14 protein-coding genes and 1 pseudogene are annotated in these 16,264 nt (G+C 69.3%); 4 read left to right on the top strand and 11 right to left on the bottom strand.

All coding sequences use genetic code 11. The annotated features are described in order from the left end of the window. The first annotated feature begins 1,068 nt into the window (after positions 1-1,068). Positions 1,069-1,365, top strand: coding sequence for a hypothetical protein (locus tag ON26_RS29110; RefSeq protein ID WP_040801159.1), 297 nt, complete (start codon positions 1,069-1,071; stop codon positions 1,363-1,365). 42 nt (positions 1,366-1,407) lie between these two features. Here ON26_RS29110 and ON26_RS31915 read toward each other — a convergent pair whose 3' ends face one another. From ON26_RS31915 to ON26_RS34330, 3 genes are all read right to left on the bottom strand, one after another. Beyond that, the gene (locus ON26_RS31915) at positions 1,408-1,815 is read right to left on the bottom strand and encodes a hypothetical protein (RefSeq protein ID WP_051027854.1); all 408 of its coding nucleotides are present in this window, start codon (positions 1,813-1,815) and stop codon (positions 1,408-1,410) included. 387 nt (positions 1,816-2,202) lie between these two features. After that, positions 2,203-3,006, bottom strand: a complete 804-nt coding sequence (locus ON26_RS34335) for a helix-turn-helix transcriptional regulator (RefSeq protein ID WP_218000649.1) — start codon at positions 3,004-3,006, stop codon at positions 2,203-2,205. 354 nt (positions 3,007-3,360) lie between these two features. Further along, the gene (locus ON26_RS34330; protein WP_218000648.1) at positions 3,361-4,503 is read right to left on the bottom strand and encodes a hypothetical protein; all 1,143 of its coding nucleotides are present in this window, start codon (positions 4,501-4,503) and stop codon (positions 3,361-3,363) included. 370 nt (positions 4,504-4,873) lie between these two features. Here ON26_RS34330 and ON26_RS29090 point away from each other — a divergent pair, with 370 nt between their 5' ends. Continuing rightward, positions 4,874-5,680: a ParA family protein gene (locus ON26_RS29090; protein ID WP_083884443.1), complete on the top strand. Its 807-nt coding sequence runs from the start codon at positions 4,874-4,876 to the stop codon at positions 5,678-5,680. Further along, positions 5,677-6,129, top strand: coding sequence for a hypothetical protein (locus tag ON26_RS29085; RefSeq protein WP_040801155.1), 453 nt, complete (start codon positions 5,677-5,679; stop codon positions 6,127-6,129). The genes ON26_RS29090 and ON26_RS29085 overlap by 4 nt, the downstream gene beginning before the upstream one ends. A 45-nt stretch (positions 6,130-6,174) precedes the next feature. On the opposite strand, the gene ON26_RS31905 is transcribed toward ON26_RS29085, so the two are convergent. The 8 genes from ON26_RS31905 to ON26_RS29045 form a co-directional block, all read right to left on the bottom strand. Further along, positions 6,175-7,368 (bottom strand): pentapeptide repeat-containing protein, encoded by a 1,194-nt coding sequence (locus ON26_RS31905; RefSeq protein ID WP_051027850.1) that lies wholly within the window; start codon positions 7,366-7,368, stop codon positions 6,175-6,177. Between the two features lie 66 nt (positions 7,369-7,434). Further along, positions 7,435-9,075 (bottom strand): hypothetical protein, encoded by a 1,641-nt coding sequence (locus tag ON26_RS33005; protein WP_157172052.1) that lies wholly within the window; start codon positions 9,073-9,075, stop codon positions 7,435-7,437. Positions 9,076-9,533: 458 nt separating this feature from the next. Next, positions 9,534-9,806 carry a hypothetical protein gene (locus ON26_RS29070; protein WP_040801151.1) on the bottom strand — a complete coding sequence of 91 codons (273 nt, stop codon included), beginning with the start codon at positions 9,804-9,806 and terminating at the stop codon, positions 9,534-9,536. A 280-nt stretch (positions 9,807-10,086) separates the two neighbouring features. Next, a complete protein-coding gene (locus tag ON26_RS33000) occupies positions 10,087-10,653 on the bottom strand; it encodes a hypothetical protein (protein WP_040801149.1) in 567 nt (188 codons plus the stop codon). Then, a complete protein-coding gene (locus ON26_RS32995; RefSeq protein ID WP_157172051.1) occupies positions 10,650-10,997 on the bottom strand; it encodes a hypothetical protein in 348 nt (115 codons plus the stop codon). The genes ON26_RS33000 and ON26_RS32995 overlap by 4 nt, the downstream gene beginning before the upstream one ends. Beyond that, complete coding sequence (locus tag ON26_RS29055; protein WP_051027848.1) at positions 10,994-12,559, bottom strand: peptidoglycan DD-metalloendopeptidase family protein; 1,566 nt, start codon at positions 12,557-12,559, stop codon at positions 10,994-10,996. The genes ON26_RS32995 and ON26_RS29055 overlap by 4 nt, the downstream gene beginning before the upstream one ends. Before the next feature lie 4 nt (positions 12,560-12,563). Next, entirely contained in the window at positions 12,564-14,282 is a 1,719-nt protein-coding gene (locus tag ON26_RS33995) for a putative type IV secretion/conjugal transfer ATPase (protein ID WP_040801145.1), read from the bottom strand. Positions 14,283-14,358: 76 nt separating this feature from the next. Continuing rightward, positions 14,359-15,834, bottom strand: coding sequence for an SCO6880 family protein (locus ON26_RS29045; protein ID WP_157172050.1), 1,476 nt, complete (start codon positions 15,832-15,834; stop codon positions 14,359-14,361). Positions 15,835-15,867: 33 nt separating this feature from the next. Between ON26_RS29045 and ON26_RS32990 the strand changes: the two are divergent. Then, positions 15,868-16,264: pseudogene (locus ON26_RS32990) on the top strand (hypothetical protein); the annotation flags it as partial.

Raw genomic sequence — 16,264 nt, 5'->3', positions numbered from 1 at the left:
GTCGCTCTCCGGTACATACGGGTGGTCTGGTGGGGTTTCTGTGACTGCCGCCGAATCGAAGAGTCTACTTTGGTTCCCCGGAGTTCACCGGCCTGGTTCTGGCGGGCAGCGGCCACCCGCTGCCGTCGGCTGCACACTCGCGGACCTGCCCTCACTCACGGACTGGCGTACCTTTCCAGCTATTCCGGAGAGCCTTTCGTCCTGCTGCGGCGCACCTGGAACGGAAACAATCTTGAGGTTTAGCTACTCCCGGCCGATCAATTGCGGCTGTTCCTCGGCCAGGACAGCCCGGTCGGGTTGGCGGCTAGCGGGAACAACGCATTTCCGATCCCGACGTGTGCCGCGATGTTGAGCGATATTCGCAGTGATTCAGCACCTGGTCCGGTCTCGATGGTCTACGGATATGGCGCGAACCTGTCGGCTTCCACAATGGTCGGTGCAGATTCCCGACCCCGGCGATTGGGTCGCGCTGCTCTCCCGGTATGACCCGGACCGGACCGCCGCCGACGTGATGAACGTGATGCTGTCGTTCGTCCATATGCTCAGACAAGAACGGATCGTCGTTCAGCGCGAAAACCTTCCGGTTCGTGGTCGCGGCGGCGGTGGAAATCAGGGCAGGCGTCCCCGGTCGTTCACCTGCGGTATGCGCCGCTCTACAGCCGGGCCGCCACCGGCGCGACCGACGGGGACGCCGCCCGAAACGCACCTATTCGCATCGCTGGGTCGTGCGCGGGCACTGGCGCCGCCAGTGAGTGGTACCCGTCGCAGTCCCGCGAGATCCCGATCTGGATAAGCGAGACCATCGCCGCACCCGAAGATGCGCCGCTGAAAGTGAAAGACAAGATCCGAATGCCCGGCCGATAGACGGTCGATCCTGACCGTCGCGTCGGGCCGGCCTCCGGCCCGTCCTCGGCGCGATTGTTCGCGCGTGTTCACTGCTGTTCACTGTGAACAGCGAACATGAGCGAACACCGTGTCCGGCGTTCGCTCACCGTGTTCACTGCTGTTCACTGGCGTGTTCACTCGGACGCGCGCTGAGACTCGCCCCAGCACCACTGAGGAGAACCCGTGCCCGAGATCCCCGAGCCCATCGTCACCGCCGTGACCTACCGGGTGTCGTGCCTGCCGATCGATCACCCCGCCCACCGGCACTACAGCCTCACCGTGGCCTACCGTATCCGCGGCACCGAATCCGGATACAGCGTCAGCGAGGGCGCGGACTACTACTACGAGGCCGACGGAACCGTGGGCAGCGATCCGGTGCTGATGCCCGAGGCCGCCGCCCTCGCCCTCGCGCAGCGCATCGCACCGACCATGACCGGCATCAACGGCCAGACCGTCGCCGACATCCTGACCCGCGCCTGAGTCCTGGCCAACCTTCGCGCCACCCCTGGCCGGCGGGTCAGCTCACCCGTCGGCGGCCGCGGTGCGGGGTGGGTGTTTGGCTGCGCGGCAGGCTTTGCAGCGACCGCCGTGGTGGCGGACTCCGCTCGGGGTCCCGCAGAATTCCCCGGCGGGGCAGGTCTGGTCGAGGGCGTCCTCAAGCGCCTCGCGGAACTCGCCGTCCCAGCGGGCACGGCCGTAGACCTGCTGGTGGGTGACCTCGATCACCGCGGCGGCCTCGGCGACGGTCATTCCCTCACGCACCGCCGCGAGCAGGACTTGCGCGGCACGGTCATCGAACGCCTGCGTGGCGATCTTGCGCCGCCAGGCGCGGGAGACCTCGGCGTGTGCGGCGCGGGCTCGCCCGTCGCGGGCGGCGAGAACGTGGTATCGGCTGTTGTCGTTGTAGGGGTAGGTGCGGGCAGTCGGCATGGCGGTATCCGTCAGGTCGGAAAGGGGTGGTCACAGGGCCTTCCCCCGCGTGCGCGGGGCCTCGGTGACGTCGAGACACCCCCCTGCACGCTCCCGAGAGGGCGTGCAGGGGGTCGTCGCGATCACCGCTGATCCCCGCCAGCGCGGGGAGGTCACGCAGCTGTGGCGTGAGCAGGGTCATCCCCGCCAGCGCGGGGAAGGCGTTGCGCCTCTGGCGCATCCCCGCAGGGCGCGGGGCCAAGGCACTGTGTGCGCCGTTGGGTGTGAGGGTATCAGGCCAGACCGCCGCCGCGGGCGTTTCGGCGCGACACCACCAGCGTCGCCAGCCGCCGCATCGGGTACCCCGAGCGCCCGCACTCGCGGTCCGGGCGCCCGGGCGGTGGGCGGCTATCGGCGGCCGGCTTCGTCGGCGGTGGTGCCCGCGGCCCACCCCCGCCCACGCCGGGACCGCACCCACGCCTCGACGGTGTCCCACATCCACCCGGCCCGGTCGCTCAGCTCCAGATCCGGCACCGGCAGCAGGCCGCGGTGCCGGTAGGACCGGATCGTGGCCGCGTCCACGCCGATCCGCTCGGCCACGTGCTCTGCCGCCAGGTACAGCGGGGTGCCCTCGATCTCGCCGGCCCTACGCACCACCGTGGCCACATCGTCGTCGGACAGCACGGCTTTCAGGTCTTCCTCGGGCACATAGCCCCACCGGTAGACCCGCTCGGCCTCGGCCAGCAAGCGGTCACGGCCCTGAAACTTCGCCTGTGGGCTGAGCCGGTCGAAGTCGTGGCGGGCCTTCTCCAGCACCTTCGCCGCACGGGCCCGGCGCTCGCGGATCAAGCGGTCGTAGACGAGGTGGGCGCGGGCGGTGTCGGCCAGGATCGCCCACGCGGTCGCAGCGTCGTAGACGCTCTCGACGCAGTAGATGCGCTCCGCCCCGGCCACGTACGTGGTGCGGTGGGCGTCCCCACCGGTCCAGATCAGGCGGTTCTCGCGGGGTTCGGCGTCGCGGCGCGAGCGGGTCGCGCGGCCGCCGGACCACCAGTCGGTGATGCACATGCGCGGACCGGAGTCCTGCCACTCGCCATCGGCGTGCGGATAGGAGTAGCGGGCGTGCGGGGTCACGGTGACCGTCACGTCACCAGCGAGCGGGTAGACGCCCTCGGCGTCGAGGTCGATGTCAGGAGCTGTAGCGATTGCCATACCTACAGTCTACGCCACATATCAACGTATGTCTACGTCACATACCAACGTATATCCACGTTGCATACCAACGTGAATCCGTGTCGTATACCAACGCGTTCACCGTGTTCACAGTGAACAGCGAACACGCCGCAGCGGCCGTGTTCGCGCGTTCGCTGTGTTCACCGGCGCGGGTTCACCGTGTTCACTGCGGCGTTCACTCGTTCGCTCGCGGCTCACTGTCATCGGCCCGTGTCGGTCGGGGCGACCATGCTCTATCAGCTCGTCTGCTCTCCCCGCAGTGAACACAGCGAACGCGGGCGCCGGTGTCCGGCGGCCCGCGTTCGGTCGTTCGCTCGATGTTCTGGTGTGTGTTCAGTTGGTGTGGCGTTCGCGGATCACCAGGTGGGCCAGGACCGCGCCCATGCCGACGACGGCGACGGGCAGGCAGGCGACGAGGGTGATGATCCACCACGGCGCCTCGGTGATGCCGCGGGCGGCCATGAAGTGGTAGGCGACCTGCCCGGCCGCGCCGATGGCCAGGCTCACGAACGCCGACGCCATCGCGTAGGTGCGGGTCGCCTGGGTGTGCACCCGCCCCGATAGCCACACGTAGAGGGCATAGCTGGCGTATGCCTCGACGCCGATCGGCAACGTGATCGCGGTGTTGATCTCGAAACCGTCGGCGATCCCGGGCAGGGGATGCACCACCCCGAACCCGGTCAGCTCGCCCAGTCCGACCCACCCCGACCAGATGGCCACGAACGCAGGGAACGCCATCAGCAGCACCGGCCAGGTCGGCAGCGGGCGAACCTGGCGAACGGGCTGGTCCTGTTCACTGCTGGTGTTCAGCTCGCGCCGCTGAGGGCTCACCGGGGCCGGTGGTGCCAGCATGGCCGACTGCGGCGCGGGGATCTCGTCGGCGGGCACCTGCACCGTCGCAGCGGCCGTGTTCATCATGTTCACCGTGTTCACCGGCGGGTGTTCACTGCGGTGTTCACTCGTTCGCGGGCCGGTGTCGGCGGTTTTCTCGGCCTGTTCACCACTCCCCCACGGCTCGGGCTCGGCGGCCGCGGTCGGCGCGGGGACGGTGAACGGTTCGGTCTGCTCGACAGCGAACACGGTGGGGCCTCCTGACGGCTGTTCGCTCTGTTCACTACGGCTGTTCGCGGTCTCCCCCACCTCGGCGGCCGCGACGGCGGCTGGTTCGGGCTCGGTGGCCGCAGCGGGGCCGTCGGTGTCCTCGGCCGGGGCCGGGACGCTGAACAGGCCGCGCTCGCCGCTGTCGGTGTCGGTGGCGGCCAGGCCGCGCTCGTCGCGCCACTCCTTGACCACCTTCCACACCAACGTGCGACCGACCGGGTATCCGTGATCGGCAAGCCACTGCCGCACATCCGGCCCCGACGGGTCGTCCAGCTGCTCGCAGGCATACCGGATCGCGTCACGCTTCACCGGCCGCGCCCGCAGCGCCGCCCGGTGAAACCGGGCTTCCTCGGCCACCCGATCGATCGTCGCCATAGCGGTCACCTCAACCCCTTCCGCTTGTAGAGCCCATATCGGACCTATCTCCGGTATTCGCTTCACCGCCTGTATTGGCATCTGTTCCCATATGGGCAACATGGGTGCTATGCGCAGTAGCGGCGCCTACGCGGACAGGTCTGATAGTGGCGATAGGTCACACGGTAACGCCGAGGCCAGGGTTTCCGCGCGATTCCCGAACTCGGCACGCTGACACTATCACCTCTAGTGCCCATATGGGCACTAGAGGTGATAGTTATGTGTAGGTGAATATGGCTCGTATGGTGACTAGCCGCCTTTGCGGCCATCCTGTTGCTATGGTGTCCGCGTTGGCTATCGGGCATACACCCCCGGTCAGGATGGGACTCTCATGACGGCTACCGCAGTGATGAATTTGAAGGGCGGGCCTGGCAAAACGGTGTGCGTGAACGGCCTGGCGCACGCGGCGGCCGCCCGCGGCGAGGCCGTGCTGATCGGCGACATGGACCCGCAGGGGAACACCACTCGACATCTGACCGGATTTCACGCCGACGACGTGCCGCCGACGGGCACGCTGGCCGACGTGTTGGACAGGCAGGTGGACAAGGAACTGGCCGATGTGGTGCTGCCCGCGAAGACGCGCGAGGGCATCTACGTGGCGCCGTCCGGTTTCGGGGAGATGCAGGCCGTTCAGGACTCGCTACTGGGCAAGCCGGGCGGTGACCTGTCGGTCCGCCGCGCGTTCAAGGACGCCAAGACGCAGGGCCGGGTGCTGTTCGACACCCGTCCGGCCGTGGATCTGGTCACCCGCGGCACGATGTTGGCCGCGGACTCGGTCGTCATCGTGGTAGCACCGGAGTTCGACGCCATCGACGGCATGGTGGCCGTCATCAAAGCGCTCGCTGACCTGGAAGAATTCATGGACTACCGGCTTCCGATCGCGGGCGTGGTGGTCAACTTGCTCAACAAGTCCCGCAGCGACCACGCCTCGAATCTCGACTACATCCGCACCTACTGTGCCAACGCTGGCATCCCGGTCCTGGGGGAGCCGTTCCCGCTGGCGGCAGACATCTCGCGGCTGACGAACGCAGGGCTGGGCATGGACCAGCACCCTCAGCCGACAGCCCGGACCCGGTTCTTCGCCGAGAACTTCGCGGCGATCCTCGACGGTATCGACAAGGAGGCTGCCGAGCGATGAGCAAGATCCCCCCGCCACCGCTGCCGGACCCGCAGGAAGCCGCCCGCCGGAACCCGTTCGCCCGGGCACGGGCCGCGGCGCCGGAACCGGCCGTGACCACCCTGGAGTCCGATACCGGCCACAAGTCCGATACCGGCCACAGCGGAGATAGCGCCCATAGCGGCACAGGGAAAGCCGCTGGTGAAGGCAAGGAATCGGGCGGCACGAGCAAGCGGACCAAGCGTATGGCCCGGTCCAAGGACAAGCTCGTCTCGCTGCCGCTCGATCTGGCCGAGCGGCTGGAATCGGTAGTGGCCTACACCCATCCGTTCACCGGCAACAGCGAGCACTCGGTGTTCATCCGGGAAGCGATCGCAGAGAAGTGCGCCCGCATGGAAGCGCAGTTCAACAACGGCAAACGGTGGCCGCCGATCCCACCCAAACAGCAGTCCAAGCAGCGCACGAACTGACACCGGGCGGCACGCCCGGTGTGCAGGGGGACCGCCCACACGGCTTTAACCGACCTCGCCCTGCTCAAGGAATTGTGCCCCTGCCTGCTTCAACCCGTCGATGTCGTGCCCCTCAAGCTTGGCCCGGGCAAGCTTGGTACCGGTGAGTTTGGCGTTAGTGAGAGTCGCGCGGGTGAGGTTGGCCCCAGTGAGGTCGGCGTTTATGAGGTTGGCGCCGGAGAGGTTGGCCCCCCGCAACTCGGCGCCCGCAAGATTGGCGCGCAAGAGACATGCTTCTTGAAGTTGCGACCAGCTTAGGTTGGCTTCGGAAAGGTTCGCCTGAGTCAGGTTCGCCCGGCTGAGTATGGCCTCACGCAACTTCGCCGTGGTGAGGTTTGACTGGCGCAGGTCTGCGGACGTGAGGTCTGCGGACGTGAGGTCTGCGCCGGCGAGCTGGGCACCCTGGAGCTCCGCACCGACGAGATTTGCGTGGACCAGGTTGGCGGCACGCAAGTCGGCGTGGTGGATCTCGGCCATCGACAGATCGGCCCTGTACAACGTGGCCCCGAACAGGTTGACCCCGCTGTCGAATCTGAGATTGCTGAAGTCTGCTTCGGAAAGGTCCAGCTTGTAATCCGAACTCCTGTAGGTCAGGTCTTCTCGCGCACCGTCTTGTCGGAACTGACTAAGCGCCCGTATACCCGCCATCCGGACCTCTCGTTCGTCACCAGACGACGACACGTTCGCCCACGGCGACCGCAGGTAGGAGCACAGCAGGTCGATGCAGGTCTGAGCGTCGTTGGAACGGGGCGCATCGGTATTCGACCCCGACCTGAGCCAAGAGCTCCACAATCTGGTCCGGGTATCGGCATGGCCGAGGGCGATCCAGTCTTTTGCCAGCGCTACCAGCGCATACACTCCTGCTGCCCGCACGGTGGCGTGGTCGTCGCCGAGCTGCTGGGCACAGGTGGTGTAGCGCTCACGCAGCCCGCGTACCTGCTCGGCCCGATGGGACACCGCGAAGTGCTTTTCGGTCTGCCGCCGGGTAAGGACGACGCCAATTAGCGCAATGGTCGCGGCAACGACCGCCAGCACACCGGTGATCACGGTGGCCACAGGCTGGGTCAGCCCTCCGACTGACGGGGGACTGGTGGTCGGCGGGCTCGTGGGCTGCGCGACCGCAAGGCCGCTGCCGAGTGTGAGCATTACCGCGGCCGCGGCGGCAGTGAGCAGTCGGTAGGTGTGCCGGGTGACCAGCATCGCGTTCCCCTCCCAGTGATTTGGTGCGGCCTTCACCGGCCGACACACCAGTATCGGGTCCGTGGCTCATGCGGCCGCGAGGACCAGCTGATCGGCGGCCGCGGCGGCGGTCGGGGCGGCTGGTGTGCCGCCTTCGCGCCATAGCGGATCGCGCAGCCCACGGTGGACGGTGAGCGGTGCCGCGAGCACGGCCCGCGCAGCATCTGGCGGCAGGGCCCGGCCTGGGTTCGTGGTGAGGGCGTCGACGGCGGCGGTGATGGTCTGGCGGCGGTCGAGCCAGGCGAACCATCGCCGCTGGTCGCTGCGGTGCAGGCCGGCGAGCACGGCCCGGCGGGCGGTGCGTCGTTGCTGGCGCTGCTGGTCGGTGAGCGCGTTCCACCATTTGCGCTGGGCCCACAGCGACCGCAAGAGCTTGGCGGCAGGGTGCTGGGAGGTGGCAAGCCGTTCACCTGGGGCGAGTGAGGCCAGGACATCGTTGCGGAGCCGCCAGATCATCCGGTCGCGCTGGTAGGCGCGACGTAGCCGGTGTGGGCAGGCGGTGCCGTGGGGGCGGGGTGTACCCCTAGTGAGTGAAGAACTCTGCGGAGCTGGGGTTTCGGCCTGGATCGTGACGGCGGGACCGGCGGCGTAGGCGTGGCAGTCGTCGGCGCCGCCTGCGTACTCGTGCACGCGCACGATCAAGCCGTGCTCGACAGCGGTGGCCAGGGCGCGGCGCACGGTGGCCAGATCGAGCCGTGAACGGATCGACAGGTCGCGGGTGGACATCGACCCGCCACGGGTCACGATCGCGGCCGAGAGGGCGTGCAGGGCCGCCGCGACCGACCGGCGGCGGCGCGGGTCCACCCCGGTCAGGGCCTCGGTGGCGGCGGCGAACGCGGCCCGCAGGGCGTCGATTCGGGCCGTGGCCTGGGCGTGGTCGTGTGCGGGCTCGGCGGCGAGCTGGCGGCGGCGCGGTCGGTCCTGTGCGGCCTCGACGCGCGCACGGGTCCACAGCGGTGTCCACCAGCGGCGGGCGATTCGCGGGCACAGCGAGCGGACACGCTGCCAGGCCGTGTTGGTGTCTAGGCCGTCTTCGGCGGCCGCGACGGTGACCGCGGAGACCCACATGTGCCGGACCCACCAGTCGCGGCCGCGTTCGGCGGATTTGCCGTCGCGGCGGGCGATCTCCTGCCACGCGGTCTCGGTGTCGAACCCGGCGCGGGCCATCGCGCACGATGCCCCGTATTCGGTCTCCGACCGGGAACCGGTGCCGGGGGTGGGCTGTGCCCGTCGGCGGCCCCGGCGCCCGGTGGTGCGGGTCGCCAGGTCCATCACCATTGCCGGGGTGATCGTGCAAGCCAGCACGGGGGAGGGCAGGCCGCGCCGGTGTGGAGCGGTCAGCAGCCGCAGCACCGCGCCGGTGCGGTCATCGACCACCACGCCGTAGCTGGCGGCCAGCTGGCGGCACAACGCCGCCCACTGCGTCGCGCGGGCCTTGCCCTGCAACACGGCCACGACGTGGCGCCCGCCAGGGCGGCCGGAATCGCGCAGCAGGTAGGGGAGCTGGTGCCGGTGGCACCAGGCGATGAGAGCTTCGGCGACGGCATCCCCGATCACGGGGTCGTCGGCGTCGATGTCGGCGGCGACCAGGCCATCGGCCAGGCGGCCAGCAGCACTGGCCGCGGTCGCGTCGGTGAGCGCGGCGCGCGCGGCCGCGAGGGAATCCACCGGTTCACCGTGGTTGTCGGCATCGATCACCACGAACGGGCGGGTGTATATGGCGCGGTCGAGAGCGCCCAGCAGGGCGCGAGTCGGGCGCGAAATCCGGCGGTCGCCGGCTAGAGAATCAGCGGTGGTGGGATCGCAGATACCGACACGCGCGGAACCGGTTGAGCCTTCTTCCGGGCGCAAGGTATCCTCGAACCCGGAGCTATCCAGCATCGGGGTTCCTGAAACGAGTAGCGGTGCTGGTAGGTCCACCGGGTGGGCTGAGCGGGAACTCACCCCCCACACTTCCGAAAGCTCCTGACGCCAACCAGGAGCTTTCGGCGTTTCAACAGCCTTTCGGCGTTGTCACAGGTGGTCGGTAGACCTACCTCGCACACTGGCGAGGATTTTTCAGTTCTGGGCGTCTGCCACGGGGCTGGTTACCGCGGCCGCTGTCGGTGTGTTGTCGAGTCGCCGGGTCACGCGGACCGGCGGTGATCCCCCTCGATCTCGGTCTGGTTCAAGTGCTCGGGCTTGTTCGGCACGAGCAGGTCTTTCAGATCCCGCTTGGCCGTCTTCGCCAACAACTTCGTCAGGAAGGCGCTGCGGTCTTCACACCCGCACTGGCACCGCGACGGGTTCGAGCACGTGCACCCCCGCAGTTCGTCGACAAGCCGTTCCACGTTCTCGTGGAGGCGGAAAACGACGCGCTCGGTGGTGTAGCTGTGTCCCTTCGGTCCGCGCTTTCCCACGGCTGCTGATCCTGCCATGAGCGGCAGCAGATTTGGAGGGCGACACGCGGAAAACGTGTCACCCGAATTTCGTGCGTCTGAAAGGGATAGGCGCGCAAGCGCCGGTCGCTGTCGGAACTCGTTCGGCATCGCTGCTGTTGTCCTCCTGTTGGCGCGGCTGCTCGGCGGGACCGGTGTTTCCCGTCACCGGCACTGCCTCCTGTCCGGCCCGCATTTGGCGCTGCGGGTGGAAGGTGCTGCCGCGCCAACTTCGTTGGCTTGCCTCGTGTTTGAGTGCTGGTCAGGTCGGCATGGTGGTGACGGCGGTGACGGTCCAGACCGGTTGTTTGGTGACCGTGACCAGCGTTGCGGCGGTGAACGGCGCGGTGCCGTCGGCGTCGATGCGGGTGACGAGCTTGCGTTGCCAGGTCACATCGGTGTCGACGGGATGCTGTTCGCTGCTGACCTCGGTGGTCGTGCGGATCTCGGCGCGGCGGTCCATCCACTGCTCCCACAGCTGGCGGGGGACCGGGTAGGGCCGGTAGTCCTGTGCGGCACGGGGTGTCAGCAGGGGCTTGGCGCGGCGTACGGCGGCCTCGGGGCCGGTGTCGCCGTCGGCGGGTCTCCAGTCGAACAGTGCGGTCACCGCGGCCACGGCGACCGCCTGGGGGTCGCTGCGGTCGAGTTCTGTCCACGGGGCAGGCAGCGGCGGCAGCGGGGCGATGCTGGCTCCGGACGGCACGCCGGTGCCGTGGTCGTGGTCGTGTTCGCCGAAATCGTCTGCGGGCCTGGAGCAGGCCGCGACGGCGGTCACGGTGAGCGCGAGCAGCGCGGCGGCCAACCGCTGGCGGTAGGTGCGGTAGGTCATCGCGCACCCCCGAAACCGCCGTCGAGCAGCAGGTACCCGGCGTAGAGGGTGTAGACGGCGCCGATCACGGCGGTGGTCAGCACGTAGACGCGCAGCGCGCGGCCGCGGGCACCGGTGGCGGCCGGTTCGGCGAGCTGGATTGCCAGCACCCAGACGACGACACCACCGACCCACCACAGCAGGACCGCGGCGGGGTCGTCGGCGCCGCCGGTGAGGGCGGGAACCAGTGCGGGGACGGTGGCGATCACCGCCAGGTGCACCGCGAGCATGGCGCGGCGGACGTGGCGGTCGATGGCCGCGGCGATCCGTCGCGCGTCTGGTCCGTGTGCTGCGGGTGTGTTCACTGCGTACCTCCAATGCTGTTGGCGGCCGCCGACACTGCGGTCGGGCCGGTGTCGGTCTGGCCGGTGTAGCGGCGGATGGCGATGAGCTGGCCGCCGTCGGAGACGGGGGCCTCGGTGACGGTCTGGCCGAAGGTGGGGGCGTGGATCATCTGCCCGGCACCGGCGTAGACGCCGACGTGATCGGCGGCACCGCCGGACCCGAAGAACACCAGGTCGCCGGGCTCGGCTTGGGACAGGTCGGCGACGGGGACGCCTTGCCCCATCTGGCCGGGGTTGCCGGGGTCGCCGGTGTAGTGCGGCAGCACGACGGCGCCGCCGGTGGCTTGGGCGATCGCGTAGAGGGTGAGCCCGGAGCAGTCGAACCCGCCGCCGGTGGGGCCGTTGGCGTCTCCACCGCCCCACACGTAGGGCAATCCGATCTGCGAGCGGGCGGCCGCGACGATGGCCGCGCCGGTGCTGGGGTCGCCCGGTGCGGGGGCTTGGCCGGGGGAGCCCGGCCGGGGGCATCCGGGGCTGGTCGGCGCGACGCCTTGCAGGCGGGTGAAGATCTCGCGGGCCTCGGCCTCACGTTCGCCGTACTTGTAGCGCAGGTCCTCGCGCGGGCGCTGGATGTCGGCGGCGGCCTCGGTGAAGGACTTGGACTGCCAATCGGAGGACAAGAACCGCTCGAAGTAGTTGCGGGCCTGGAAACCGGGGTCCATCAGGTCTTTCACCGATCCCCATCCCTGGCTGGGGCGCTGCTGGAGGATGCCCACCGAGTCGTAGTCGCCGGGGGCCACGCCGTCGTTGGGGTAGGACATCGATTCCGGGACCGCGCGGGAGGCCAGGTTGCGTAGCCCGGACTCGACCAGGCCGACGGCGAGGGCGCTGACGATCGCCTCGTCAGGGGCGCCCATCGCCTTGCCGGCGGAGATGACGGCGACGGCGTTGCGGTCCACAGCGGTGGATGCCTCCGCGGCCAGATCCTCACCGGGCACCGGTGCGGGGCTGCCGTTGCTGCTGGTGCCGTTGCGGGCGGCCTCGAGGTAGGGGCCGGGGTCGGTGTCGGTGCCTCCGGCGAGCCGATTGCCGTTCCAGACCTCGAAATGCAGGTGCGGGCCCGACGATTGGCCGGAGTTGCCGGATCGGGCGATGGTCTGCCCGGCGGTCACCTGGTCACCGACGGAGACCAGCACCCCGCCGGGGTCCATGTGCCCGTACACGGTGGACATCGGTTTGCCGTCGATGACGTGATCGATGACCACCCATCCGCCGAACCCCTGCACGCCGCTGTCCTGAGCGGCGGTGACAGTGCCGTCGGCCATCGCATAGACCGGGCTGCCGGTGGGCACCGGGAAGTCCACGCCGCGGTGATCGGGCCGGTCCGCGCTGCGGTAGCCGGACCCGACTTCCACGCTGGGGTCCAGCGGGTAGGCCAACGGGCCGGTGACGGTGATGCCGCCGCCGGTCGGGCCGCATCCGGCGTTGTCCTGTTCCTGGGCGCAGCGGGCCAGCAGCAGGAACAGCAGCAGGACGACGGCGGCGATCTTGCGCCAGTGGCGGATGAGCGGTGTCGATTCCATCGCGCTAGTCCGTCCGCATACCGGTGTTGGTGTCGTGGATGCCCAACTCGCGCTCGACCGGGCTGATCCACGTGCGGAACGCCAGGCCGGGCCGGTCGGGGTCGTCGCCCCACTTGGCGATGAACCGGCCCTTGCCGGGGTGCGGCATGGTCTTGTGCCCGGTCTGGGCCGGGGGCGGCGCGGAGGTCCACGACAGCAGGCGGGCCCGCTCGCGGTCGGTGTAGTCGATGAGGCCGGCTTGGGCGTCGATCTCGTAGCCGTTGATCGGGCCGGTGAAGGTGACCTTGGATCGGGAGATGAACCCGGTCGCCTTGCCCTGCTCGGTCGCATCCGCCGACACCTTCGTGAAGTCGGTGACCGTGTGGGTGTAGGTGGTCAGGGTCATGCCGTCGGTGCGGTTGGTGCGGGTGATCCGGTCCAAGCTCTTGATCTGGCTCGACCCGCCCACGTCGAGCAGCTGCGACAGCTCGTCCATGTGGATGTCGGTCACGGACTTGCGGATGAACCCGTGGTCGGCCAGCGTCATACGCGCCGCGACGGCGGCCTGGGACTCCATGCCGGTGATCGCGATGATCGCGGCCCGCAGGTCGCGGCCGGAGTGAACGTTGATGATCGACAGGTCGATGTCGATCATGGCGGCCTCGAGGTTCAAGCGCGTGGTGGTCTGGCCGTTGAACGCCTCGCCGAACATGCCCACGGTCAGCGACTTCAGCGATTGCAGCAGCCGGTGCGTGGTGACGGCGAAGTCCTCGGCCGAGGTGGCGGCCACGGCATACCGCATGTCCTCGGTCGGCTGTTCGAGCTGATCGATCAGGTCCGAGATGATCGGCGGCCGCGCCGGGGAGAACCGGTCACCGGCGTACAGGTCGGTGAGCGCGGCGCTGATCGCGGCGGACTCGAAATCCTCGAGCGGTGCCCGCCGCCGCAGCGACACCAGGGCCTCGAGGTTGAACAACTGGGTCTGGTGCAGCTCGGCCATCAGCCCGCGCACGGCCGGGTGGTCGGCGGGCAGACGGTCGATCGCCCACGCATACGCCGTGGGGTCCAAGGGATTCAGTACGCCGTGACCGGGGCCGACCTCGATCACCTGCCCGTCCTGGCGGCCCTCGTCGTTGTCGTTCAGCAGCTCGCACAGCCGCCGGTAATCGGGCTTGATGTCGGCCGGGCAGATCACGTGCCGCCCGGAGGCGAGCCCACCGAGCACCAGCTGACGGCCCAACGTCGATTTGCCGAACCCGTTGGGGCCCAGCACCACCGCGATCGGCGCGGAAATCATTTCCGCGTCGAACCACGCCATCTGATCGAAAAAGAACGGGGTGGCGGTCTCGTCCTGGATGCCGATCGGCCACCCGGGCGAGGCGAACTCGGTCGACAACGGGAACGGCCACAGCCCGCACACCCGGCACGTGGTGCCGCGGATCTCCGGCAGCGGCATCGGCTTCTTCATGTACCCGCCGTAGGGGGCGAGGTAGCCGCGCGGCGACGGCCGCCGCTCGGCCTGCCACGGCTGCCGCGCCGCGGTGTGGCTGGTGCGCCACACCGCCAGCTCGTGGGCCCGGAGCTTGCGGGCGGCGTTGAACTTGCGGCCGATGCTCATCGTCGGCATCGCCTCGCGGATGTAGGCCACCTCGTCGGGATCGAGCACACCGTCGGCGCCGCGTGCGTCGGCTTCCTGCGGCGCGGTGACACGGCGCGGGACGAACAAGCGGGGCAGGGCGGGCATGACAACCTCCTATGGCCGCTATGGGCCCTATGGCTGATATGAGCGTGTGAACTGGGGGAACGCCAGGCGGCGGGGATCAGGCGCGCAGGATGTCGGTCACGTCGGTCTCGTCCATGTCCGGGTAGACGCCGATGCCGAGCGCGGTCAGGAACATCGCGCCCTGGTCGCTGTAGCAGTCGGCGAACTTGATGCTGGCGGCCACGCCCGCGGCCTGGATGGCGTCGGTTTCATCGACGCCGGACCCGTCGACGGGCACGGTGATCGTGACCAGCATCCCGACCCGGGTCAGACCGTGGCCCTCGGCCAGGTCGTCGCGGGTGGCGCCGATGTCGGCAAGGCGCATCTGCTGGCGGGCGTCGACCAGGCCGCGCTTGCGGCGCTGCGCGGCGGCGTAGGCGTCGCGGAAGTCGGCATCGGTGGTCTCGATCGCGTCCTGCGGCCGGTACGGGCGATAGATCATGGTGACCCGCTTGTACGGCGTGCGCGGATTACGGGCCAGCAGCTTCGCCAACACGTCCTCTTCGACCGGCTGGACCGGGAAGTCGTAGGCGCGGAAAGTGAAGCTCTTGCCCGAATCGTGCAGGTAGTAGCGGTGGTCGTCGTCGTGGTAGGTCGGGCCCGCGTCCTCCCACGTCAGACCGGGATCACCGGTGCGGGCCATCGCCTCATCGATGATCGGGCCCGCCGCCGGATTGAACGCCGCGTGCGTGAACGCGATGATCTCGCCCACCGTGGCGAACGTGGCGTTGAGCCCGGCACCGGCGGCCGCGGCGCTGAGCTCGGGCAGCCGCCGAGACACCATCTCGCAGCCGAGATCGAAACTGCCGCTCGAGTAGCGGAACGTGACCGCGATGCGCTGGCTGTAGCGCAGCCGATCCGGGGCCAGGTCCACGGTGCGGTCGTCCATCAGTTCCAGCGCGAGCGCGGGCGCGGCCGCGTGCCGCCGCTTCTCGATCTCGACTTCGTAGCGGGCGCCGGTCTCCGGCCTGGTCTCGGTGACCACCGCGATACCGGCGACATCGCCGAACTCGCCGGCCTGCCGGATGAATTCACCCCACCCGGCGACCTGGGCATCGGTGGTGGCCTCGGGCTGGGTCGCCCGCCCGGTGGCCGTCACCAGCATCACCACCGTGATGGTGCGGTGCACCGGGTTGACCAGCGCACCCACGTCGTCGCCGGCTTCGGGGTCGAACAGGCCGTCGAGAATGATCGGCGACGCCAAGCCGGGCAGACGCGAACGGCCGCCCGGCACGTGCGAGAACAAGCCGGTCCGGTAGCGGTGGGCGAGCTTGCGGCGAATCGGCAGCGTGCGCACCCACGCCAGGAAGTAGTCACCGGCGGCGGTGCCCCGGAACCGAATCATCGACGGCCCCACGAACACCACCGTGGCGGCCAGCACGATGAACGCCAGCTTCATCGAATTGAGCAGGTAGGCGCAGCCGATCGCGATCGCGATCGCCACGACAACCACGATCGACATGCCCGTCGACAACCCCGGCACCAGGCCAGTGCTTTCGGGCTTGCGCCATCCGGCGTACTTCTGAGATCCCATCTCGAGGCTCCTAGGTCAGTCAGGTCAGCGAATGTGGACGGCCGCTACGTGATCCGGGTGAACGTCGAATCACGCGGGGTGCCGGTGCGGGCGCGACCACGTGCACCGGACCGCCGCATCGGCAGCACGTCCGCACCGCGGCCCTCACTCCCGCCGTTGCCGGTGCTGGTGCTGGTGGTGTTCGCCGTGCTGCGGCCGCTCGCGGCGCCGCTGCGGGTACTCGCTCGGGCACCCGCCCCGACCCCGGCCACCGCCGGGGCGTCCGCGCCGCCGCTGTTGCTGCTGGTACCGCTGCCGGTGGTTGCCCCGGCGCGGTTGGCGGTGCTCGACCCCCGCGCCCCGACCGTTGCCGGGCTGCTCGCGGCCGTGCTGCCGCCGCTGCTGCCGTTCCCACCGGCCGCGCTGGCCGCGGTGGTCGCGGTTCCGGTAC

Source organism: Nocardia higoensis NBRC 100133 (assembly GCF_000308595.1).
Lineage (GTDB): Bacteria > Actinomycetota > Actinomycetes > Mycobacteriales > Mycobacteriaceae > Nocardia > Nocardia higoensis.
The sequence above is the reverse complement of the archived record's forward strand: the minus strand, read 5'-3'. Positions and strand labels throughout refer to the sequence as shown.

Coding starts and splice junctions, on each gene's coding strand:
- ON26_RS29055 (WP_051027848.1), bottom strand. CDS start 12,559: ATGGAATCGACACCGCTCATCCGCCACTGGCGCAAGATCGCCGCCGTC.
- ON26_RS33995 (WP_040801145.1), bottom strand. CDS start 14,282: ATGCCCGCCCTGCCCCGCTTGTTCGTCCCGCGCCGTGTCACCGCGCCG.
- ON26_RS29085 (WP_040801155.1), top strand. CDS start 5,677: ATGAGCAAGATCCCCCCGCCACCGCTGCCGGACCCGCAGGAAGCCGCC.
- ON26_RS34330 (WP_218000648.1), bottom strand. CDS start 4,503: ATGGCGACGATCGATCGGGTGGCCGAGGAAGCCCGGTTTCACCGGGCG.
- ON26_RS29045 (WP_157172050.1), bottom strand. CDS start 15,834: ATGGGATCTCAGAAGTACGCCGGATGGCGCAAGCCCGAAAGCACTGGC.
- ON26_RS34335 (WP_218000649.1), bottom strand. CDS start 3,006: ATGGCAATCGCTACAGCTCCTGACATCGACCTCGACGCCGAGGGCGTC.
- ON26_RS33000 (WP_040801149.1), bottom strand. CDS start 10,653: ATGACCTACCGCACCTACCGCCAGCGGTTGGCCGCCGCGCTGCTCGCG.
- ON26_RS31915 (WP_051027854.1), bottom strand. CDS start 1,815: ATGCCGACTGCCCGCACCTACCCCTACAACGACAACAGCCGATACCAC.
- ON26_RS31905 (WP_051027850.1), bottom strand. CDS start 7,368: ATGCTGGTCACCCGGCACACCTACCGACTGCTCACTGCCGCCGCGGCC.
- ON26_RS29090 (WP_083884443.1), top strand. CDS start 4,874: ATGACGGCTACCGCAGTGATGAATTTGAAGGGCGGGCCTGGCAAAACG.